The 20,703-nt window shown below is 39.9% G+C and carries 23 protein-coding genes and 1 pseudogene; 8 read left to right on the forward strand and 16 right to left on the reverse strand.

Annotation, left to right across the window (positions count from 1 at the left end):
* Positions 1-98: 98 nt before the first annotated feature.
* Complete coding sequence (locus CRI9333_RS13710) at positions 99-440, reverse strand: XisI protein (RefSeq protein WP_015203757.1); 342 nt, start codon at positions 438-440, stop codon at positions 99-101.
* Positions 428-841, reverse strand: a complete 414-nt coding sequence (locus tag CRI9333_RS13715; RefSeq protein WP_015203758.1) for a XisH family protein — start codon at positions 839-841, stop codon at positions 428-430. Before CRI9333_RS13715 ends, CRI9333_RS13710 begins: the two co-directional genes overlap by 13 nt.
* A 161-nt stretch (positions 842-1,002) precedes the next feature.
* Here CRI9333_RS13715 and CRI9333_RS13720 point away from each other — a divergent pair, with 161 nt between their 5' ends.
* Together CRI9333_RS13720 and CRI9333_RS13725 are read left to right on the forward strand one after the other, a co-directional pair.
* Entirely contained in the window at positions 1,003-2,118 is a 1,116-nt protein-coding gene (locus tag CRI9333_RS13720) for an acyltransferase family protein (protein WP_015203759.1), read from the forward strand.
* Between the two features lie 122 nt (positions 2,119-2,240).
* Positions 2,241-2,432 (forward strand): hypothetical protein, encoded by a 192-nt coding sequence (locus tag CRI9333_RS13725; RefSeq protein ID WP_157462439.1) that lies wholly within the window; start codon positions 2,241-2,243, stop codon positions 2,430-2,432.
* Positions 2,433-2,812: 380 nt separating this feature from the next.
* On the opposite strand, the gene CRI9333_RS13730 is transcribed toward CRI9333_RS13725, so the two are convergent.
* Positions 2,813-3,913 (reverse strand): ISAs1 family transposase, encoded by a 1,101-nt coding sequence (locus tag CRI9333_RS13730; protein WP_015201778.1) that lies wholly within the window; start codon positions 3,911-3,913, stop codon positions 2,813-2,815.
* 331 nt (positions 3,914-4,244) lie between these two features.
* On the opposite strand from CRI9333_RS13730, the gene CRI9333_RS13735 reads away from it, so the two are divergent.
* Entirely contained in the window at positions 4,245-5,042 is a 798-nt protein-coding gene (locus CRI9333_RS13735) for a CAP domain-containing protein (protein WP_015203761.1), read from the forward strand.
* An 11-nt stretch (positions 5,043-5,053) separates the two neighbouring features.
* Here the strand turns inward: CRI9333_RS13735 and CRI9333_RS13740 are convergent, their stop codons facing one another.
* Positions 5,054-5,590, reverse strand: coding sequence for a hypothetical protein (locus CRI9333_RS13740; RefSeq protein ID WP_015203762.1), 537 nt, complete (start codon positions 5,588-5,590; stop codon positions 5,054-5,056).
* Between the two features lie 429 nt (positions 5,591-6,019).
* Here CRI9333_RS13740 and CRI9333_RS13745 point away from each other — a divergent pair, with 429 nt between their 5' ends.
* The gene (locus CRI9333_RS13745) at positions 6,020-6,517 is read left to right on the forward strand and encodes a hypothetical protein (RefSeq protein WP_015203763.1); all 498 of its coding nucleotides are present in this window, start codon (positions 6,020-6,022) and stop codon (positions 6,515-6,517) included.
* Between the two features lie 325 nt (positions 6,518-6,842).
* Here the strand turns inward: CRI9333_RS13745 and CRI9333_RS13750 are convergent, their stop codons facing one another.
* Positions 6,843-7,052 (reverse strand): hypothetical protein, encoded by a 210-nt coding sequence (locus tag CRI9333_RS13750; protein ID WP_015203764.1) that lies wholly within the window; start codon positions 7,050-7,052, stop codon positions 6,843-6,845.
* A gap of 84 nt (positions 7,053-7,136) precedes the next feature.
* Positions 7,137-10,943 carry a magnesium chelatase subunit H gene (gene bchH / locus CRI9333_RS13755; protein ID WP_015203765.1) on the reverse strand — a complete coding sequence of 1,269 codons (3,807 nt, stop codon included), beginning with the start codon at positions 10,941-10,943 and terminating at the stop codon, positions 7,137-7,139.
* A 545-nt stretch (positions 10,944-11,488) separates the two neighbouring features.
* Between bchH and CRI9333_RS13760 the strand changes: the two genes are divergently transcribed.
* Complete coding sequence (locus CRI9333_RS13760) at positions 11,489-12,031, forward strand: hypothetical protein (RefSeq protein WP_015203766.1); 543 nt, start codon at positions 11,489-11,491, stop codon at positions 12,029-12,031.
* A 276-nt stretch (positions 12,032-12,307) separates the two neighbouring features.
* On the opposite strand, the gene CRI9333_RS13765 is transcribed toward CRI9333_RS13760, so the two are convergent.
* The 7 genes and pseudogenes from CRI9333_RS13765 to CRI9333_RS13790 all read right to left on the reverse strand — a co-directional run bounded on the left by CRI9333_RS13765 (position 12,308) and on the right by CRI9333_RS13790 (position 18,464).
* Entirely contained in the window at positions 12,308-13,048 is a 741-nt protein-coding gene (locus tag CRI9333_RS13765) for an HAD family hydrolase (protein WP_015203767.1), read from the reverse strand.
* 78 nt (positions 13,049-13,126) lie between these two features.
* Positions 13,127-14,302, reverse strand: coding sequence for a 30S ribosomal protein S1 (locus CRI9333_RS13770; protein ID WP_015203768.1), 1,176 nt, complete (start codon positions 14,300-14,302; stop codon positions 13,127-13,129).
* A 330-nt stretch (positions 14,303-14,632) separates the two neighbouring features.
* A pseudogene (gene nrdR / locus CRI9333_RS13775) lies at positions 14,633-15,077 on the reverse strand (transcriptional regulator NrdR); the annotation flags it as partial.
* 366 nt (positions 15,078-15,443) lie between these two features.
* On the reverse strand, positions 15,444-15,542 hold the full coding sequence (locus tag CRI9333_RS25760; RefSeq protein WP_015203770.1) for a photosystem II reaction center protein T: 99 nt from the start codon (positions 15,540-15,542) through the stop codon (positions 15,444-15,446).
* Between the two features lie 151 nt (positions 15,543-15,693).
* Positions 15,694-17,229, reverse strand: coding sequence for a photosystem II chlorophyll-binding protein CP47 (gene psbB, locus CRI9333_RS13780; protein WP_015203771.1), 1,536 nt, complete (start codon positions 17,227-17,229; stop codon positions 15,694-15,696).
* A gap of 251 nt (positions 17,230-17,480) precedes the next feature.
* The gene (locus CRI9333_RS13785; RefSeq protein ID WP_015203772.1) at positions 17,481-17,798 is read right to left on the reverse strand and encodes a hypothetical protein; all 318 of its coding nucleotides are present in this window, start codon (positions 17,796-17,798) and stop codon (positions 17,481-17,483) included.
* Positions 17,799-17,879: 81 nt separating this feature from the next.
* On the reverse strand, positions 17,880-18,464 hold the full coding sequence (locus CRI9333_RS13790; protein ID WP_015203773.1) for a hypothetical protein: 585 nt from the start codon (positions 18,462-18,464) through the stop codon (positions 17,880-17,882).
* A gap of 153 nt (positions 18,465-18,617) precedes the next feature.
* Here CRI9333_RS13790 and CRI9333_RS13795 point away from each other — a divergent pair, with 153 nt between their 5' ends.
* The 3 genes from CRI9333_RS13795 to CRI9333_RS28580 all read left to right on the forward strand — a co-directional run bounded on the left by CRI9333_RS13795 (position 18,618) and on the right by CRI9333_RS28580 (position 19,604).
* Positions 18,618-18,959, forward strand: coding sequence for a helix-turn-helix domain-containing protein (locus tag CRI9333_RS13795; protein WP_015203774.1), 342 nt, complete (start codon positions 18,618-18,620; stop codon positions 18,957-18,959).
* Entirely contained in the window at positions 18,956-19,390 is a 435-nt protein-coding gene (locus tag CRI9333_RS13800) for a hypothetical protein (RefSeq protein WP_015203775.1), read from the forward strand. The genes CRI9333_RS13795 and CRI9333_RS13800 overlap by 4 nt, the downstream gene beginning before the upstream one ends.
* Positions 19,391-19,499: 109 nt before the next feature.
* On the forward strand, positions 19,500-19,604 hold the full coding sequence (locus tag CRI9333_RS28580) for a type II toxin-antitoxin system HicB family antitoxin (protein ID WP_390370014.1): 105 nt from the start codon (positions 19,500-19,502) through the stop codon (positions 19,602-19,604).
* Between the two features lie 70 nt (positions 19,605-19,674).
* Here the strand turns inward: CRI9333_RS28580 and CRI9333_RS13805 are convergent, their stop codons facing one another.
* The 3 genes from CRI9333_RS13805 to CRI9333_RS28140 all read right to left on the reverse strand — a co-directional run bounded on the left by CRI9333_RS13805 (position 19,675) and on the right by CRI9333_RS28140 (position 20,667).
* On the reverse strand, positions 19,675-20,160 hold the full coding sequence (locus CRI9333_RS13805; protein ID WP_041226054.1) for a DUF3368 domain-containing protein: 486 nt from the start codon (positions 20,158-20,160) through the stop codon (positions 19,675-19,677).
* A gap of 2 nt (positions 20,161-20,162) precedes the next feature.
* Positions 20,163-20,309, reverse strand: coding sequence for a hypothetical protein (locus tag CRI9333_RS27800; protein WP_232229332.1), 147 nt, complete (start codon positions 20,307-20,309; stop codon positions 20,163-20,165).
* A gap of 226 nt (positions 20,310-20,535) precedes the next feature.
* A complete protein-coding gene (locus CRI9333_RS28140; protein WP_015203777.1) occupies positions 20,536-20,667 on the reverse strand; it encodes a hypothetical protein in 132 nt (43 codons plus the stop codon).
* Positions 20,668-20,703 lie beyond the last annotated feature (36 nt).

Below are 20,703 nucleotides of genomic sequence, written 5' to 3' on the forward strand. Positions count from 1 at the left end.
TCTAATTCCAGGGGCGATCGCATAGATTGAAATGATACCCGCGTTTAACTTGATGAAAATTAAATTAGCGATCGCTATTCATCAATCAATATTTAAACCTAACCTACAGCAAACTCCGTATCAGAGCGCACCCTAGCAGGTTGAAAACCCAAAACTATATCTTCATGTGGTACACCTAATTTTAATAACTCATAGGCAATCCCATCTTCCGTACCATCATATTGAATCCAAATCTTGCCATTCTTAATATCCAAATGTAGCAAACATCCATAATCCCTGATATCATTCTGCTTCCAACCCACATACACCAATTGATAGCGATCGCGCTTGGTATCAAAAATAGGTTGAGCCTCAACATTCTTTGCCGATTTCATCGAGCGATCAGCTTTTGCTTGGATTAGTTGTTGAATATATTGTCTGTAGAGAGCTACTTTATCCATTGCTCAATCGTCTCCTTTTCTATGTCATAAACTAAAAGCTTAATTTGACTACGTTGTACCACTCTATTAATAAAAGCTAAGTTGAAAAAGGTTTGATAAACAAAACGAGGTACTGCTAAATATAAGATTCGCTCTGGATCTTCATCTTCTAAAGCATACCGATAATCTAAAAACTGTCCATGCGCCAAATGAAAATCAGAAATCCTTGATGGACTGATAAAACTTTTTACCTCAACTGCAATTTTATCATTTTCCTTTTCCGCACCAATAATCTGTTCTGCCCCAATATTTATATACATTTCAACCCCACCTATACGCAATTCGTATGGATCGTGAGTTATTTGCCACCCGTCTTTTTCTAGAGCGCGTTTAACTTGCTCGTGATACAAATCTTTTGCCATATTATGGGTTGCGTTGAGGAACTTGAGCGATCGCTAATAAATCACGGCACTAGAACATTTTAGTCAAGAAACAAAAATAATTATAAGATTTGTAGAGATCTGCTGTTCAAAAAGGCTAGTCATGCTTAAATAACATTTTCCACTACTTATATGAACCACTTATGCGCCTAACTTCTTTAGATGTATTTCGTGGTATGGCGATCGCAGGCATGATTCTAGTCAATAAGGCTGGTGTTGCAGACCAAGTATATCCCGCCCTCGCTCACGCTGATTGGAACGGCTGGACGTTTGCTGATTTAGTTTTCCCCTTCTTTTTATTTATTATTGGTGTAGCAATGGCTTTTTCTTTTGCCAAATACACCGAAGGCGACAATAAACCTACAAAACAGCTTTACTTGCGTATTTTACGCCGTAGCGCAATATTATTTATTCTCGGTTTGCTACTTAATGGCTTTTGGAATTACGACTTTAGCACAATCCGTGTTATGGGTGTATTGCAACGTATTAGTGTTGCTTACCTACTTGCATCTTTAGCGGTTCTAACTTTACCAAAAAAAGGTCAGTGGGCATTAGCAGCAGTATTACTAATTGGATACTGGTTAATAATGTCATTTGTACCAGTTCCAGGTTATGGCGCAGGTGTGTTAACCCGTGAAGGAAACTTTGGTGCTTATATTGATCGCTTAATAATTGGTGCTGCCCATTTATATAAAGGTGATAACTATAATTCACTAGGAGATCCTGAAGGATTATTTAGTAGTTTACCTGCTGTCGTCAGTGTGCTGATTGGTTACTTTACAGGTGAATGGTTGAGAAAACAACCAGAGCGATCGCGCACTAGCATTAATATGTTAATTGCTGGTCTTAGTTGTTTAGTAGTTGGGGAAGTGTGGAATTTTTGGTTCCCCATTAACAAAAAATTGTGGACAAGTTCCTACGTTTTATTTACAGCCGGAATAGCCTTAATTTTATTAGCAGCTTGTTACGAACTAATTGACGTGCGGAAGCGGCGCGAATGGGGTCGTCCTTTTGAAATTTTAGGTATGAACGCCATTTTGGTATTTGTTGCTTCAGTTTTGATGATTAAAACATTAGTAAAAACTAAAATTGGTGCAGGGGAAGATGCGCCCACAACTTACGCTTGGATCAATGAGCATTTATTCCAATCTTGGGCTGGCGTTCTCAATGGTTCTTTAATTTTTGCCATCCTGACAGTATTGTTATGGTTAGCAGTTGCTTACGGCTTATACCGCCAGCGATGGTTCCTCAAAATCTAAAAATACTTTTTCTTCCAAATAAAAAATTTGAGCTACCTTATTTAAAGCTAACCAGCTACCTTGAGAAATAAAAAGCTAATATGGAAATATAGCAGAGTAATTTCCTCAAAGTGCAAATACCTGTGTTAGTTTCTCAAGTTAAGGTTGAAGATCTCGTATCTCAGATCGTGCAGTCTCGCAAAATTACTCGCAAAGACCAGCACCGTCTGATGTCTAGTTTGCTTTCTCAAAATTCGTTAGATGAAAAAGACCGAATTTTGATCGACAAAGTATTTGATGGAGTGCGTAAAGGGTTTTTAAAAGTTGTAGATTAATTCAAAACTTACGCCGAGTGCGACATAAGCAGGATGCTGATAATTTTTAAGTAACGCACCTTTAATTCACGATGATGTCTATTACTCAGATTTTGCACCATTGGGTTCACAATAGACCAACGAGCAAAAGTCGAAAATACCCCCCTTAGTAAAGCAGGGCTGTTTCATTTTCCAGAATTATATTTCCAACATTGACTCTAAATCTTTTTTATTTATCAAATTAAAATTTAGCACTAATGTTTAATATAACTTTAATTAATTATTCCTTGATAGATTAACTCTATACACAGCATAAATTTTCCGATGCTTTATCCCATCAGGCTTGAAGCTCCTCTTAAGTTATTTTTTTAACGAAAACTACTGCTGATAATTTTCAAATTTTAAGTCAATTCTTCCGTCATAATGAGCAGTTTGTTCCAGTGATTACCTAACCACCTTTTTCCCTCGGTTATAGAGATGAAACCCAAGCCGCGAAAAAGATTCAAAACTATTGTTTTTAAAATGGAAAAATTAGTAGCTGCTTGAATTTGATGAATTTTCATTTTATCTTCATTTAAAATTACGTCTTTGACCCAGTGAACTTGATTTTCTATTCGCCAATGCCCTCTAATTCTTTGGTTAAACGTTTCCGCATCTGCGCTCATGCTACTGATGTAATAAACTGTTTCTTGATATGGTGAGCTTCCTCTCCATCCCCAGCGTTCTACTTTAATCAAGCTTTGAATATGTGACCAGTTTTTCAATTTAATAATATTATTAAAAACTGTTACTTCTCGAGTTACTTGTCGTCCATGACTTTGTTCTTTAGTGATACATCGGCTGGATGGCTCAATCATATTTGTTAAAGTTTTTACTTGCTCATACAATTTATTTTGGTTTTTCTTTAAAGCAATTAAATAATTATTTTGACTTTTGATAATTGCTCTAGTTGTAGTTTGATTACAATGCAGCGCATCGGCGCTTATTACTTTTCCTTTAAAACCGCAATTCCTTACTATATCTTGAACTTCGGCAATTTCTGACTTACTTTTATTCTCGATTTTACTCAGGGCTATCACTAATCCTGTTAGTTGACTAAATACAGAAACTATTACCCCAAAATTTTGCGATTTATCTGCATAGTTTGTTACTGTGCTTCTCAAACTTTTTCCATCAATTGCCAACCAGTCTGTTTCATCTATTTGCGGATAGTTTTCTTTAGCCCACTGATTAAAAACTTCGCTGAGATTTTGCCAGTCCATGCCCATCATTACCCTTCTTATAGTTGCACAAGATGGTAATCTTTCCGTAAATATTTCCAAGTTATTAATCAGATTCCTTTGCTCATATTTTACAAAATGCCCAATTTCTCTATAGCCCTGATACCCTGACATCATCCCTAAAACTACTACTAATAATACTATCCATAAGGGATGTCTTTTTCCTTGACTTTTACGAAAATCCTTGACTTTCTTCAAGTGTTCTATTAGACTAACAAGCATGATTTTATTAAAAAAAAAGAGCGATCACTGTGATTTTATCAGGTAGCGATCGCTCTTTCTTTAAGAATTTGCCTTGGAAAATGAAACAGCCCTGCCTTAGTAAAGGGGGAAACTAGCTCCCTCCCCTTGGCAAGGGGAGGGTTGGGGTGGGGTCAGAGATATTTATACAACAGGTCTAATGAAAAGGCACAGCCTCGTGCACTCTCGTTAGTGCAAGATCTCAGTATTAATTATTTTTGAGCCTTAAATTTTAAAAGTAAAATTTAATTTTAGAAATTGAGCAGCCATAAGAACCAAAAATTAAGAGTATTAAAATTAAACTTATTTAATTATGAATCATAAAATATTTTGGACATTAACACCAATTACTTTATTAGCAACTTTAGCTGCTACCCATTTAATTCCCCATAATGTTGATAGTCGCGTTAATCAAGATTTCAACAATTTTAAAGTTTCTGCAATAGAGCAAACAAGGGAAATAACGCAGAAATTTCAGGCAATTATTTCTGATATTTCGGAATCAACATCATCAAAAGATGTACTGTTAGCTAAAGCAAGCATTCCTCCAAATCTTTCCGCCTTAGAAAAAGGTATAATTGCTGAAACAAATCGGGCGCGGACAAATCCCGTTGCTTATGCAGCCCAAATCCAAAAACTAAGAAGCTCTTATCGAGGCAAAATATTAAAACTTCCTGGGGGAGTAAACATTTTAACTAAGGAAGGAGTAAAGCCAGTAGATGAAGCCGTTCGTGCTTTAAAGGCGACTAAACCTGTACCAGCGTTACGTCCATCTCAAGGTATGTCTTTAGGTGCAAAAGCTCATGTTAAAGATCAAGGACCCAAAGGTGCTACTGGTCATAATGGTAGCGATGGTAGTCGTCCTTGGAATAGGGTAAACCGTTATGGTTCTTGGCAAACTGTTATCGGAGAAAATATTGCCTATGGTCCCAATACAGCCCAACAAGTTGTGATGCAATTAATCATAGATGATGGAGTGAGCGATCGCGGTCACAGAAAAAATATTTTTACCCCAGGTTATCGAGTTACTGGGGTAGCTTGTGGTTCACACAAAAAATATAGAATTATGTGTGTAATTGAATATGCTGGTGGGTATAAAGAAAAGAGTTAGAATACCGCAATTTATTTGGGGCAACCTACTATATATGTCCACCGAGTGCCGCTCTGTGTGGGATTGCCTCTAAGTATCACTGTTAGTTCTTTTGGGCTTTGATTGAAAGAAAGCGATCTAACTTTACTACCTGATACAAAACCTGTATCTAAAATCACCTTTCCTTTATGAATAACTTGTAGTTTATCTGGAATTCTGAGCATCTCGTAAGCAATTTGGATGGTTTTATTTCCTGTTCTTGCAGGAAATTTAATTGTTCTTCTGTCTCCTTTTTGCCCTCCACTAGCTTGTCGGGCTCCACACTTACCTACACTTTCTGCTAGATAACTGTCATCGTCTGATTGTACTGGGCCTAATGAAGCTAGTTTTGTTTGAACATTGAATTTTCCTCCATTTGGGATAGTTGCTTGATTGTTGCTGTTGCTAGTATCAACAGCAATGGCTGCTAGAGCAGTAGTTTCACTAAAACTAGGAAATTTTAAAATAGCACTAGCGCCTAGAGCTAAAGTTACTGCCGCTATCATACTTAGTTGCTTATTTTTCTTCATAATTGCCCTCAAATTCTATTATTTAACTTGGTATGGTGATTGTTTTAGCCCTCTATTGATTAAAAATTTTTAATCCGTAGTATTACTTATCAATCACCTAGAGAGACTACTCTTAGAGCAATTAAGTTATATGTCAAATTGTTACCAATTATTGACATAATTGCCCTAGCTTGGAAAAACTACCAAAATTATTGCTCAGGCAACAGACATTGGCAACTTTACGAATATTGTTTTGAAAATATATAATACCCTTGTCTTCTTAAAAAAACAAAGGATTGAGAATTGAGTCTCCCCGAAAATCTGTGTAATACCAAGTGCGATCGCACGAGCGCAGTGGTAGTCTAAATATTTGGGGGAAGATGCAAAAACTCACTTCTCTAACTTCGAGTTAGAAGACTTGTTAAATCATGCCATTATGAGGTTGTTGATATGGGTGCTAAATTTCGGCTTATTGCTTTAGTTAGCTGTTTAATCTGTACTGCTACCACTCAGCAACTCCCTGCCCAAGCAAAAGTTGGTGGTGTTAACTTGATGGGGAATTGGAAAGAAAGCAGCCGCGTTTTTTATTGGTCTAATTCCAGTAAAGGATGCAAAGCTAACCCCAACGTTGCTGCCAGAAAATTAAGCGTAAGTAAAAAGGGCAGTAGTATGACTATACCTACTTTCCGTTACTGGGGAAGTCCGCAAGGGCAACGCGGGGCATACGGAGCAGCAACTCCTAAACTAGCGGGGCGCAAAGTGAGTTTTACAATCAAAGGAGGAGGATTCGTTGCTAGATACAATGGGACTCTTAGCAATGATGGTAATAAAGTAACAGGTCAAATACTTTGTACCCATAGTTCGGGCAAAAATCAGGCTAGTGTGCCTTTCACCCTTACTCGTTTAAATCCTGTGCGCTATACTCCGCCTTTAAATGGTCTTGGTTAGTATCTTTGGGAGTAAGACAAAGAAACGAGCAATACAAAAATCTCACATTAAAACACACTTGTAATGACGAGCAAAATTTCGCATCAACCACATCAAAAGGTTGTGCGTAACTTGCTATGTCATTATTAAAATTTTAGTCTGCTAAGTATATTTTTATAAAAAACAGTCCATAAATAATTTAAAGAATAATTTTATATCAACTGTATTTTGGTAAAGAACTGGTGAAGTTTAGCAAGCTTATGCTATTTGTACGATCGCCAGTATAGAGCATTTATTTTCAGCATTAGAGTGCAAAAGCCAGCTATGTCTAAAAATAGATATTATCTCAAGCGCCAAAATGTGCAGCCCCAAGACCAAGTGTAATTACAATAACTCCCATTGTTAAAATTAATATTCCTGTTCGACGAGTTTTAATTCTAAAACCACCTCCACTCAGTTCGTGATGATAAGATGAATCACCAGTGCCAGAGATGGCAGCGATTACTCCAACTAAACACAATAAGAAACCAAATGCTATAACAGCTTGGGGTTCCATCTTTGATTACTCCTACTTTTTTATTGCTACCACTCGTTAGTTACGATGATTAATCTCGTTAGCATCATTATGTTGCTTGAGTGATTAAACCGTCAAGCCTTCCAGTTCCTCATCTGCTAACTCATATAACTGACGCAATTTATCTAACTTATCTGCTTCAGGTTGCCAAAAACCCCGCCCATTTGCTTCTAACATTCTGCCAACAATATTACGAAAAGCTTCTGGGTTAGCTTCTCGTAATTTTTTCGCCATTTCTGCATCTAAGGCATAAGTATCAGCAGCTTGATCGTAAACCCAATCATCAGTAAAATCAGCAGTACCTCCCCAACCTATTAATGCTGTCATCCGTTGGGATATTTCATAAGCACCACCTGAACCTTGATTTGCCATTGCATCTGCCCATTTCGGGTTAAGCAATTTTGTCCGATATTCCATCCGCAGCAAGTCTTCTAAATTACGAGGTGTTGTATCTTTAGAAAAACTTTCTACAAAACTCGCCTTAACTTTTTTACCTTGTTTCTTTTCAGCAGCTTTTTTCAAGCCGCCTGTATTGGCGTAATATTCTTGGATATCAGTTAAGCCGTATTCTACAGAGTCGATTTCTTGAACAATGCGATCGCACTTATTCAAAAGCTGATCTAAAATCTCTGGTCTAGCTTGACCTTTATCTTTTCTACCGTAACTGAAAACATTGCGATCGCGCCAAGTATCCCCCAACTCCTCACCAGACTCCCAATTACTATCTACCACACGGTCATTAACTAAAGAACCAAAATCACCACTAGGATTAGAAAATAATCTTGCTGAACTATTTTCTACACCTTTCGCCTTTAAAGCTAAAGCGTGTTTCCGAATAAAATTCTGCTCTTCCGGTTCCTCAGCTTCAGCAGCGCGTAGGAATAAATCATCTAATAATTCAATAATATTGACAAAACTATCCCTAAATATTCCTGACAAATTCGCCAAAACATCAATGCGCGGATGTCCCACCTCAGCTAAAGGTTTTAACTCATAGCGAACAATTCTCCCTGTTCCTTCTTTAACAGGTTCAGCACCAACTAATTCCAACAAAATACCAAGAGATTCCCCCTTAGTTTTAATTGCATCCAAACCCCATAACATTACTGCTACTGTTTCAGGATAATTACCGTGTTCTTTGAGATGTAGGGCAATAATTTTCTGAGCAATTTCCCTTCCCCTTTCATAAGCAGCAGGAGAAGGCATTCTATAAGGATCTAAAGCATGAATATTTCGACCCGTAGGTAATACCCCTATACCATCGCGCAACAAATCTCCACCTGGCGCTGGTGGAATATACTCCCCATTCAAACCCCTCAAAAGATTACTTAACTCCTCCCCAGTTTGCATCAACAACTCACAAATTCTTCTTCCCTCCTCCAAATTCTCATTGCCTTCTTCTTGGCGCTCTCTGCGTCTTGGCGGTTCAATAATTTCACTTAACAAATTCTCAGACACCTCTTCTCCAAAATAAGCTTGAAGATAACTAGCTAACTCCTCTTGATTTGGTACTTTTCCAAAAGTATGCAACCCAGAGGAAAACAGACGACTTTCTAAAACTTGTAGATACTCGTACAACTTCACCAAATAACGATTAAACACATCTGCGCTAAACATCCGCGCATTTTCAGGAGTAAAGGCAATTCCTAAACGTTTAGCATCTTCAAACGGACAATCAGCATCTAATCCTATATCTACAATCTTTTTACAAATAGCTTCCTTCAGTGCATAATTTTTCTGAGTATCTTCCCGATATTCAGAGATTAAATCTCGTAGCGCCACTAATTCCTTATATAAACCAGCACGACCATAAGGCGGTACATTATGGGAAATTATGACCCCATAACCTCGACGCTTTGCCAGCATAGATTCCGAGGGATTATTCGCTGCATATATATATAGATTAGGTAAATCACCCAACAGAATATCTGACCAAGAATAACCCGTATTACCCAAAGGAGATCCAGGCAACCATTCAACAGTACCGTGCATCCCAAAATGTACTATCGCATCAGCTTGAAACTCATTTTGCAACCATTTATAAAAAGCAGCATATTGAGGATGAGGCGTTAAATCTTTCTCAAACATCAACCGCATTGGATCACCTGCAATTCCTAAAGGCGGTTGTACCCCAATCCAAACATTACCAAGTTGCACACCACCAACCAAAAACTCATCTCCAACAGTTTTAATCCCTGTACCAGTCAGAGATTTCCATTGTTTCTCAATCCGGTGCGATCGCAAATACCCCAACCACTTCTCCAACCTTCTCACATTAACCGTATTCCCAACAGACAACCCATCCGCTACATCCCGTACATTGCTCGTTGCCTCGTCTGCTTCTTTTACCCGTCGAATTAATTCTTCCCCATCTTCCGGTAACTCGCCAACATCGTAACCTTCATCTTTGAGTGCTTGTAGGAATTTCAAGAGCGATCGCGGTACATTTAATAACGCTGCCGTACCCGTCGCACCATAACCAGGCGGAAAACCATAAAGAATAACTGCAATTTTTCTTTCAGATGGCGGCTTTTGTCGTAAATTAATCCAACTTTTCAACCTACCAGTAAGACGCTTAACCCGTTCAGGAATCAGATAAATATCTTCTCCCACCAAACCACCCAAAGCAACTGTATCAATAGCCCCATCTAATTCCGGCAAAGCATATAAAACAACACTTTGCAACCCTCCTACACCTTGGCGCGTCCAAGAATGGATATCCTGAATTAACAGAGGCGCAGCAACAATATAAGGTACATTCTTAGCCGTAAGGATACGCTTCGCTACTTCCACTTGTCTCCCTGCTTCCATCGAACCAGCAGGACCACCAACTAAGGGAAAACCAATTGTAGAAACGATCGCATCTACCTTTACGGCATCATCAGATAAAGATTGTATTTCTATCTTCCCTTGTTGTCGTTGCTGCTGTTCATAAGCCGTCGTCATCCAATCTCTAACAGCAACATGACCCTCAACCCCATTAATAAATATCGGTAAAGGAATTAATCCAGCTTCCTCAAAATAACGAATCAATTGAGCAATATAAGGTTGCTTCGTAACAACGTGCTTACGATAAAGCAAAATCCCCACAACTGGTAATTCCCTAGCCGCAGATTTACTCCCCCCAAAAACCTTCCCACCCACCAACAACCCATCCGTTAAATCCCTTACAAAATCCTTCCCCCCCACAGACAACCCATCCGTTGCCAACCAGTCTATATATTGACGCGGGGATTCAAAATAACCTGGATACTCAGGATGTAATAAACCCATATTCGGCGTTTCAACGGGTGGCGGAATATCTCCTACCTTCAACCCTAAGTATTTTTCCGCCAGCGTCCAGAACATTGAAGCGACATTATCTGATCCACCAGCATTCCAATAACCATAAATAATTAACCAGTTGCGTAAGTCTTGCACCTTCTGCACTGGCACAAATTTTAATAACTTTGGTCCAACCTTCAAAAAGCTAATATAACCAGCCAGACGGTCTTCTTCTCGCCCATTGCTAAATTTATCCAGAATAAACTTAACTGGTTTAGGCATCCCCTTGGGGTTATCCCCAATTTTGAACGCGCCTATCTCAGTCAGACTCATCAATTCTAAAGCTGATTCAAATACAAGGCGGATGGGGATAGTGGAGATGCGATCGCGCAACCACAGTACTTGGTCATAATCAAATATTAGACTGCCAAAAAACACATCAGCGCCCGATAGCGCCGCTTCTACCGCATCAGGTTCCGTAGTGATAGAGCGATCGCTAAACACCCGAATATCCAACTCTGGGCATCTAGCTTGAGCCAATAGAGCCGCTTTTCGGTACAAGTCAGCATTAAATGATTCAAACCCAGCAATCAATACTATGCGTTTCATGCCCAAAGTCGAAAAGTGTTTCTAATCTCGATCTTAAGCGTGCTGTTGAATTAAAACCGAAAACAAGGTTTACTGATTGCCGAACACCTAATCTTGCCCCCTTCAGTGTAGTCACGCATTATAGGCGTAGTGCATAACGGGAACTTTGTTGCGGGGTGGGCTTTTGGTTTAATCTTTTTTAAGATTACTCTACATTAAAAGCAAATTCTTACTATTACAGCTACTAATACAGATTGATCCGGTTATTTTCAAAGAAAAATTCCAAAAAAATCTTAAATCCTAGTCATTCTGATCACTATTATCAGGTGGAGTTACGCTCTTCACTCTGGTACGTCTGCATTCAAGTATCTTATAGCTGTTTATTCAAACCTAGAATTACGGGAACATTTTTATCCAATTAAACGACTTAATCTTATTACCTTATAAAAAAGGCTGGGCAAAAAAACCATTTTAAATCTTCAAATTTTCTGGAACTTTCCAATAACTACTAACGACTAAGAAAGTAACAAAGCAAAACAACACACAACCAATTGACGGAAGTAACTATGAAACTCTCTTTGAAATCTGCTCTTAAAATTTCTCTTCTCTCCGCTCTCGCAATTGCTCCTATTTTAATGTCTGGTAACGGTGCTTCTGCCCAAACAGTTCAAACTGATAAAGGACTGAACGAAAACTACATCGGCGCTGGCGTGGGAACAGGTATTACTAATCCTGAAGGACAAGATTCTAAAGTAGGCGGCAATATTTCAGGTCGTTTCGATGTTCCTAATGCTCCAGTTTCAGTACGTGGTCAGGTACTCTACAATGACCAAACCAGTGCAATCTCGCCCAGATTTACTTATGATCTTGGTGTAGCTAAAGACACCAACGTATTCTTTGGTGCTGGATATAACTTTGTACAAAAAGATGGAGCCACCTCTACTGCATTAGGCGATAAAAATGCTCCAGTAGTAACCTTGGGTGCTGAACGGAGACTTAGTAATGATATTGTCCTCTACGGCAATGCTGATTTAGGAATCAACGCTTTTGAAAATAGCAATCGCCAAGCTTTTGGTGTCCAAGTTGGTGCAGCAGTTAATATACGTTAATTTCAATCATTTGAGATAACACTTGTTTTCAGCAATAAAACATCTTAACTGAAGTGATTGATACTAATAGAGACCGAACAAAATGTTCGGTCTTTTATTTATTTATTATTTATTAAATAGCCCCTGCCCGAATTCGCGGAGAGGGGTTGGGGCGAGGTAAAATATCGCTTTTACGTTTAATTTTAAATTAATTTATTTGTTCGTAAAACTCGTCTGACAAAAGTAGCAAATTATTGTGATTGAGATGACTTTGCTAGTAGCTACAGGGAAAGCAGATTAATTGTCCAAAATTTGGATTTCGTCTAACTGTGCGATCGCCACATCCGCAGATTCCAAGTGTGCCGCCGCAGGTTTCCCCCAACAAATACCGATACAACCAGCAGCGCCACCATTACGCGCCATCTCAATATCTCCAGCAGAGTCACCCACCATCAGCGTAGCGCGAGGTTCTACCCCAAGTCTTTCACAAGCTTGCAAAAATAAAGCTGGATCAGGTTTAGTTACACCTTGATCGACTCCCATGATTAATTGAATATAATCATTTAGCTGATGGCGATCGACAAAAGCTTGGACAGACTGAGTTCTAGCTGCTGAGAGAATGCCTAATTTTAAGCCCGCTTTGTATAGAAATTGCAACACTTCCAAACTGCCAGCAAATAAGGGAGAAGCAGGGGCAGATTTTAAAAATTGGTCAGCTTCATCAAAAGCACGATGTGCGATCGCTCTTGACTCTATCCATCCTCTCCCAGTTTCCGCAATATAGGCAGCAGAAGCAATTTCAGTTTCAAAACGGCTACCCACAGATAACAACCCAGTGGGGTCGAGCTTATTGCCATCAATACCATACGCCATCAACAATGGCTCACCAATACCTGGAACTTGAGCATCGATCAGTCGAGCGCGTTTTTGCCCCAAGTTTCTCAAAAACTCTTGCGAATCTTCCAGCGTACCGTCTTTATCAAAAATTACCGCCTGGATATTGGGGAAAATAACTTCGCGACAGCGAATTGTTACCAATTGTTTTAACTCCTTCTCAATAAAATAGACATAAAAAAAGAGGGAATATCCCTCTTTTTTATGCTTTAAAAGCTAACGCTATTCTGCTTCAATCGCTACGGGAATATCCTCTTCAACCGCAGAGGGGATATCTTCTTCAACCGCAGAAGGAACGTCTTCTTCAACCGCAGAGGGGATATCTTCTTCAACCGCAGAAGGAACGTCTTCTTCAACCGCAGAGGGGATATCTTCTTCAACCGCAGAAGGAACGTCTTCTTCAACCGCAGAGGGGATATCTTCTTCAACCGCAGAAGGAACGTCTTCTTCAATCCCTTCCGTTGCTACAGCTTCAGATCCTTCAACAGTTAGCCCTTGCTGTTTAGCAAGCATTTGCTCCCTGTACTTAGCAGCCATTTCTTCTGCCATATCATAAACGCGATCGCGATTCTTGATCATGTCACCAGGCTCTGGTTCAAGCTGCTTAGTAGACAATGAAATCCGACCACGTTCAGCATCTAAGTCAATGATCATCACCTTAACTTCATCATTGACATTAAAGACACTGTGAGGAGTGTCAATATGATCGTGGGAAATTTCAGAAATGTGCAGCAATCCACTCACACCGCCAATGTCAATGAAAGCACCATAAGGCTTAATACCGCGAACCGACCCAATCACCACTTCACCAACTTCGAGGCGATTCATCTTACGCTCAACCAAAGCTCTGCGATGGCTGAGAACCAAACGGTTACGGTCTTCATCTACCTCTAAAAACTTCAGTGGCAGTTCCTCGCCCACCAAATCTTCTTTAGGTTTACGAGTACTGATGTGAGAGCCAGGAATAAAACCACGCAATCCCTCAATCCGCACCAGCGCCCCACCACGATTGGTCGCAAATACCAAAGAGCGTACAGTCGCGTCTTCTGCTTGCAATTGACGCACCCGCTCCCAAGCCCGCATATATTCGATGCGGCGAATAGAAAGAGTTAGCTGTCCATCTTCATTCTCGTCCGTCAGAATGAAAAATTCCCGTGTCTCATTAGACTGTAGAACTTCTTCAGGAGCATCAACTCGGTTGATGGACATCTCCTGAATGGGAATGTATGCAGCAGTTTTAGCACCAATGTCAATCAGAGCGCCCCTAGGCTCCAGACTGAATACGGTACCGGCGACGACATCACCAGGACTAAAGTGGTAATCATATTTATCGAGTAAAGCGGCGAAATCGTCGTGAGTAAAGCCAATATCTGTAGCGGTTGTTTTCTGACTGACCATGTGCGTTTGTATTCCTAGTTATTTTCTCCGTAGCTACTGTGCCTCCAGTCGATGTACACGCACGTTTTACAGTGTGCAGCCTACACCTACATTGCTCTATCGAAACCTATTTTAGGTGATTAGATCGGGAATTTGACAGTCCAGAAAGGTTATTATAACCTATTGGGTTATTCAAACTCCAAATTTATTTACAAACTATTCAGGTTAAATTCGATTAAGAATGAGTTATGAACGAAGGCTCAGATTCCATATCACTAGAATCTGATTGGGAATGATCTAAACTGGTGGAAGCATTTTTAATTGATTTCTTGTCAGGAAGCTCAATCGGATTTTGAAGATGATTTAAAGTATCTACAAAATCTCTGATACCTTGAAAGTGACGATATACAGAAGCAAAACGCACATACGCCACTTCACTCAACGATCGCAAGTTCTTTAGAACTAACTCACCAATTTCATTACTACTAACTTCTCGTACAGTTTGCTGTTGTACTTCAGCTTCAATTTCATCAACTAATGCTTCCAGACAGCTTTGGTGAATACCTGTTTTTTCGCAAGCACGCACCATCCCACGCAGTAACTTTGATCGATCAAAAGACTCGCGCTGACCATCTCGTTTTATCACTGTAACCGGAACAAATTCTATCCGTTCATAAGTGGTAAAACGATGTTTACACCCTAAACACTCACGTCGTCGCCGGATACTTTGTCCTGCTTCTGTTGAACGAGACTCAAGAACACGACTATCAGTGTACTCACAATAGGGACATTGCATGATCGCTCATTCCTCTGTTGTAGGGTGAACTTAGGGCGTTAACTCGATGAGGGTATGTAGTAGATAAGCTAATCGTCATCAAAAATTGCATCTGGTTGGTTATTGCGGGATTTGAAGTATGTTTCCAAGCAAATTAGCTTAGGCTATGGGGGATGATCAGCGTCCCTACGGAAGTTTGACCCCATATTCCACAGAGGTTCTACTACTTACCCCTTGAACAATTGCCTTAATTAAAGTTCACAATTTTAAAAATGGGAAAACTGAGCCAGTAGGGTTCCAGCTAACTTCTTGTGATGAAGTGCCTTGACCTGATGGCTCAGTAAATTCAAATATTTGTAAAGCTGTGACGATTTTTCGGGCATTCAGCTATTTCTTCTCGATTCGGGGTGGTTCCCGAAAGGCTATAGCAAAGAAAAGCGTAGATATCGCCAAAGTTAAAACCAAAATGTAAACAACCGCTTCCATGTTAGATTTTCCTGCTCATTGAGCTAAAAATAAGACTTGTTAGCCTGTACTTAGTCTATCAGGCAAAAGAAAAGAACGGTCTAATTAACAGCCAAAACATGATGTTTTTTATCAGTTTTTTAGACCATTCTTAACATTTTGCTACAAAGATTTAGACAGCTTCTTTGTTTTTGGCGCGAGTAGACTTGTCGCCCACTTTCTGGAACAGACCCCACTCGACTTGTTCTTCCAAGTCTGCTTCAACCCCAGCAAACACATCTCGGAACAAAGTCCGAGAGCCATGCCACAGGTGACCAAAGAAGAACAGCAGCGCAAATACAGCATGACCAAATGTGAACCATCCACGCGGACTGGTGCGGAATACACCGTCGGAATTTAAGGTTTCACGATCAAAGTCAAAAACTTCACCAAGTTGAGCTTTACGAGCATACTGTTTTACGGTGGCGGGGTCGTTAAAGGTTTGACCGTCCAAAGCGCCACCATAGAAACTTGCTGTTATACCAGCTTGTTCAAAGTTGTATTTCGACTCTGCCCGACGGAACGGAATATCTGCACGCAGAACACCATCTTCATCAGTCAAAATCACTGGGAAGGTTTCAAAGAAGTTAGGCAGACGACGTACTGTTAATGTCCGACCTTCACCATCTTTGAACACAGGATGACCCAACCAAGATTGAGCAATGCCATCGCCCTTGTTCATTTGACCAGTACGGAACAAACCACCTTTCGCGGGGCTGTTACCGACGTAATCATAGAATGCCAACTTATCAGGAATTTCTGACCAGGCGCTTGTAAGGCTATTACCTTCATCTACACTGGCTTGAACACGGCGGTCAATTTCTTGTTGGAAATAACCAGCGTCCCACTGATAACGGGTAGGGCCATAGAGTTCGATGGGAGTGGCAGCACTGCCGTACCACATCGTACCTGCTACTACAAATGCTGCAAAGAATACAGCAGCGATACTGCTGGAAAGCACCGTTTCAATATTACCCATCCGTAAAGCTTTGTAGAGGCGTTCCGGTGGACGAACAGTGAGGTGGAATAAGCCAGCAATGATACCAACTACACCAGCAGCAATATGGTGGGCTACAATGCCTCCTGGGTTAAACGGATTAAACCCAGCAGGCCCCCACTCTGGTGCTACAGGTTGGACGCTTCCGGTTAAACCGTAAGGGTCGGAAACCCACATTCCAGGGCCAAACAACCCTGTGAGGTGAAAAGCACCGAAACCAAAGCAGAGAAGACCAGACAAAAACAGGTGGATACCAAACATTTTTGGTAAGTCCAAAGCTGGTTCGCCAGTTCTAGGATCTCTAAAAAGTTCTAAATCCCAGTAAACCCAGTGCCAGCAGGCAGCTAGGAATAATAAACCAGAAAGCACAATATGTGCAGCAGCAACACCTTCAAACGACCAGAATCCTACATCGCTTGCGGCTTCACCTGTGACGCTCCAACCGCCCCAAGACTGGGTGACACCCAAACGTGACATAAAGGGCAGTACAAACATCCCTTGTCGCCACATGGGGTTCAAAACGGGATCGCTAGGGTCAAATATAGCTAACTCGTACAGGGCCATTGATCCAGCCCACCCTGCCACTAGGGCAGTGTGCATCAGGTGTACAGCAATCAGCCGCCCTGGGTCATTCAGAACAACTGTGTGTACTCGATACCAGGGTAGTCCCATTGACTACGCTCCTCCTAAGAATAAAGTGTCTACTTCGACGTTTCTTTTTTTATGGGCTTGAGTTTACCATTGTCCATCTGCACTTTGCTCATAAGTTCTAAACAAGGCAGCGTGGTCAATTGGACGGGGTGTCCATGAAAATGAAGATTATTTAAAGAAGTGTAACTATTGTTAGAGTCGATTGCAAGCAGGTTTGCGGTTTTTCGCAACTACTATCGGATAGTTTTCCACAATATTCTTAACATAAGTTTTTATTCCTTAACAAAGTGAGGATTAAATGTTTCTGCTGTCGCTAATAGTTCAATAACTTGTTCGGCGCTAATTAAGCGTTTAAGAACAACTTGACCAATAGTGCTAGTGGCGGAGCTATTTTGCTCTGTCGGATTTACTTCTACCATGATTATTTCTTCTTCTACTTGGTAAAGCCATAATTTCTCGTTTTGCTCTACAAAACAAATGTTTAGGCGTTCAATTTCCGGTTTGCGTCGCCAAGCAGTTTCATTCCACAAGCCACCAAATTCCCAAACGCGCCCGACTGCCCATCCTTCTGCTAGAAAAAAATACTTCACTCAGGTTTTGTTTCCAGATGTACTTTTCCGAATTATGCTACTAGCTGATTAAAGTTAATTAGTTTTTTATATCAAAATTCTTTAAATTAGGCTATTGATGCTGCTACGCAGATGTTGCCGATGTTGTTTGCCTGAGTGTATTACGTTTGCGATCGCATCGGGATAATCTGAAAACTGCTGTCTTTGCGCCTTATAAAGTTGTACAGCAATATTCAAGCTTTCCTCATTCCCACACGCCCTTAGAATTGCTTCCCAGCCCCGCGCCCAATTCCACGCTTTAATTAATCCAGCAGCTTTTTGTTTCAGTTCTTGTAGACGGGTAGCAGCTAACGTCAAGACTTCCTGTAATTGCTGTTTATGCTCGTCACGGTAACGGTAGTGTTCTAATTCGGCTTCTGTCGAGGCAATGATTTCTTCTAAGGTTTGCCAGTCGTTACAACTATTCAGCAGGTTGATAACTGCCTCAACCCATACACTTAGCCTGCGGTAGCTGCCAAAGATAGCGCCTTCCCCTTCAATGACGGCATAAAATATCGTTGCCCATTTCCATTGCTTATCTGTAGGAGTAGAAAGCTTTTCTGCTGGCTTTTTGACGGCTTGAGAAATATCGCTCAAGGTGGGTTTTAATGTTCTGGGGTCGATAAATGCGGTTAATTTTTTCGCCATTGTTGTTACTCCTGGGCTATAGCAATGAAGAGAACCTACCTGCTATTATTCCGATTTCCGAAATCTTGTCATAACTCCATTATACATACTTTCCGAAGTATTGGAAGATTTCAACGTGATAAATTGGTGTTAGTTTGGCAGTGATATTAGACAATGCCTAGATTACCGACAACTTTCATACAGCGTGAGCAAAAGCGCCAAAAGTTACTCAACTTGGCTCGGTTTGTTAATGAAATTTTGACTGAGCATGAAATGAGTGCTTTACAATTCGCTAAACTCTCAGGAATTGCCAAGTCTACTGTATATACGATACTTTCAGCCGACCATGAGCCAAGTTCAGGCAATATGCGAAAATTGAGCGTAGCTCTTTCTGAATTAACAGGTAAACGCATTTCTAGGGACTATCTAGAATCGTTAATCGATCAAGCAGATGAGACAACAACTAATTCTCATGTAGTTGGGGAAGCGGATGAAGACACAACTGAGGAAGGATGAAAGCTGCGACAGGAAAGGCTGTAAAAAGAATCTACACGGATGAGGGTTTAAGAGCGTTGGCTTACCTCATTTTGAAAACTCGTGCTGTCAAACGCTGGAGTCGCCGGAAGTTTGCACGGGAATCAGGCGTAGGATCTGATCAGACAATTAAGCGACTCGAAGAGAATATTTATCCCGCAATTAGACCATCAGAACCAGCACCTTATACACTGGATGCGATCGCTACTGCGCTAATTTCTAAACAAGAGTTAATTGCAGATTCTACTGATAATTCAGAAATAACAGGTAATGACCTTTATAGTTTATGTCGCGGACAGTGGGAAATTCCACCTGAAAGGCAGAAATTAACTCAGGAAGAAGCGGAGTTTTTGCAACGGAGTACACCAAATCTGCCTCAAGATTTGTGTGTTTCACAGGAAGATATTACTTAACTTAAGTAAGGGTTGTTGGTGAAAAGTATAATTTTGTTTTTAACGCAAAGATCGCAAAGGTAAACGCGAAGATCGCAAACGTGAAAATAACCTCAATTAGAATCAAGCCATGCAATACAAGATCAAGTTAAAGCCAAGTGAAGAAGGATATGCTGTTTGGTGTCCTGCTTTACCTGGTTGTTGGTCGCAGGGTGAACTGAAGCAGAAGCTTTAGACAATATTAAAGATGCTCTTCAAGCTGATCTTGATACTGTTGATGAATTAACAAAAAATGAAGAATCTCCTTATGAGTTTGAGAAGATAGTATCAAATATAGAACGAGAAATTCTAAAATTAATCTTTAATAATTTCTGATAAAATTCATTTGAATCGTTTATCTCAATTTTACCCGCTTGCGTTAACTTTTTAATAATTGCTAAAGTTCCTTTAACATTTAGCCCAAAATTAATAGCTGCTTTCCGTGCTGCTAAATCATCCAAAATTACAAAATCAGCTTGTAATTCTGTAGCTAAAGCAATTGTTTCTGATTCACCCAACCCTAAGCTGAGATTAAGGTGATTACACAAAGAACTTAAATTAGTGGATTTGACAATTAGCTTTTTAGATGTAATTAAAAGGGCAAGCACAGAATTAATTTCATCGCTTTTGGCTTGAATTTCATTTAAAACAGATTGTGGCAAGTAAAATTCATCGTTTGATTCTATAAATAATTCTAAAAACTGTAAACGAACTAAAAAAATAATCGGTGAGGAATTTATAACTATCTTCAAGATTATTGCCAATCCCTTTCTCTTTCTATATCTTCTTCATCAAGATAAGAAAAATCAATTCCCAATAAATCTAAAATTTGCAATAACTCTTCAGAGTCTATATTCATCACTTCAGCAGCTTTTTTCAAACTAATCAGTCTTAAAGTCAAAGCTCCTAAAATAAATAAAAACTGCTCTTTTTTTCTGTGTTAGTAAAAACTGGTAACGTAGCAGCTATATTTTGAATTATTGTAGTTGTCATTATTATTTCCTCTAATTTTAATAAGCACCATGTTTTTAATTGTTAATTTTCTACTAATATCCGCATGGCTTTTAAAGCGGTACTACGTTTATTATTACTAATTTTAGCAAGTCAATCATGAGATTCTTCATTTTCTAAGTTTCAAACTGCTTTAATTCCTCATAACTAATAATGGCTGCTACCGCTTGACGTTCTTGTTCAATAACTACTCTTTCCCGATTTGCACCAACACGGGGTTTGGATTTCTGCCCAGTGATTTTGAGCATCAATTGAGTCTACTTTAGTCATATTTAATACTTCTG

Source organism: Crinalium epipsammum PCC 9333, from assembly GCF_000317495.1.
GTDB lineage: Bacteria > Cyanobacteriota > Cyanobacteriia > Cyanobacteriales > PCC-9333 > Crinalium > Crinalium epipsammum.

Coding starts and splice junctions, on each gene's coding strand:
- CRI9333_RS13710 (WP_015203757.1), bottom strand. CDS start 440: ATGGATAAAGTAGCTCTCTACAGACAATATATTCAACAACTAATCCAA.
- CRI9333_RS13715 (WP_015203758.1), bottom strand. CDS start 841: ATGGCAAAAGATTTGTATCACGAGCAAGTTAAACGCGCTCTAGAAAAA.
- CRI9333_RS13720 (WP_015203759.1), top strand. CDS start 1,003: ATGCGCCTAACTTCTTTAGATGTATTTCGTGGTATGGCGATCGCAGGC.
- CRI9333_RS13730 (WP_015201778.1), bottom strand. CDS start 3,913: ATGCTTGTTAGTCTAATAGAACACTTGAAGAAAGTCAAGGATTTTCGT.
- CRI9333_RS13735 (WP_015203761.1), top strand. CDS start 4,245: ATGAATCATAAAATATTTTGGACATTAACACCAATTACTTTATTAGCA.
- CRI9333_RS13740 (WP_015203762.1), bottom strand. CDS start 5,590: ATGAAGAAAAATAAGCAACTAAGTATGATAGCGGCAGTAACTTTAGCT.
- CRI9333_RS13745 (WP_015203763.1), top strand. CDS start 6,020: ATGGGTGCTAAATTTCGGCTTATTGCTTTAGTTAGCTGTTTAATCTGT.
- CRI9333_RS13750 (WP_015203764.1), bottom strand. CDS start 7,052: ATGGAACCCCAAGCTGTTATAGCATTTGGTTTCTTATTGTGTTTAGTT.
- bchH (WP_015203765.1), bottom strand. CDS start 10,943: ATGAAACGCATAGTATTGATTGCTGGGTTTGAATCATTTAATGCTGAC.
- CRI9333_RS13760 (WP_015203766.1), top strand. CDS start 11,489: ATGAAACTCTCTTTGAAATCTGCTCTTAAAATTTCTCTTCTCTCCGCT.
- CRI9333_RS13770 (WP_015203768.1), bottom strand. CDS start 14,302: ATGGTCAGTCAGAAAACAACCGCTACAGATATTGGCTTTACTCACGAC.
- CRI9333_RS25760 (WP_015203770.1), bottom strand. CDS start 15,542: ATGGAAGCGGTTGTTTACATTTTGGTTTTAACTTTGGCGATATCTACG.
- psbB (WP_015203771.1), bottom strand. CDS start 17,229: ATGGGACTACCCTGGTATCGAGTACACACAGTTGTTCTGAATGACCCA.
- CRI9333_RS13790 (WP_015203773.1), bottom strand. CDS start 18,464: ATGGCGAAAAAATTAACCGCATTTATCGACCCCAGAACATTAAAACCC.
- CRI9333_RS13795 (WP_015203774.1), top strand. CDS start 18,618: ATGCCTAGATTACCGACAACTTTCATACAGCGTGAGCAAAAGCGCCAA.
- CRI9333_RS13800 (WP_015203775.1), top strand. CDS start 18,956: ATGAAAGCTGCGACAGGAAAGGCTGTAAAAAGAATCTACACGGATGAG.
- CRI9333_RS28580 (WP_390370014.1), top strand. CDS start 19,500: ATGCAATACAAGATCAAGTTAAAGCCAAGTGAAGAAGGATATGCTGTT.
- CRI9333_RS28140 (WP_015203777.1), bottom strand. CDS start 20,667: ATGCTCAAAATCACTGGGCAGAAATCCAAACCCCGTGTTGGTGCAAAT.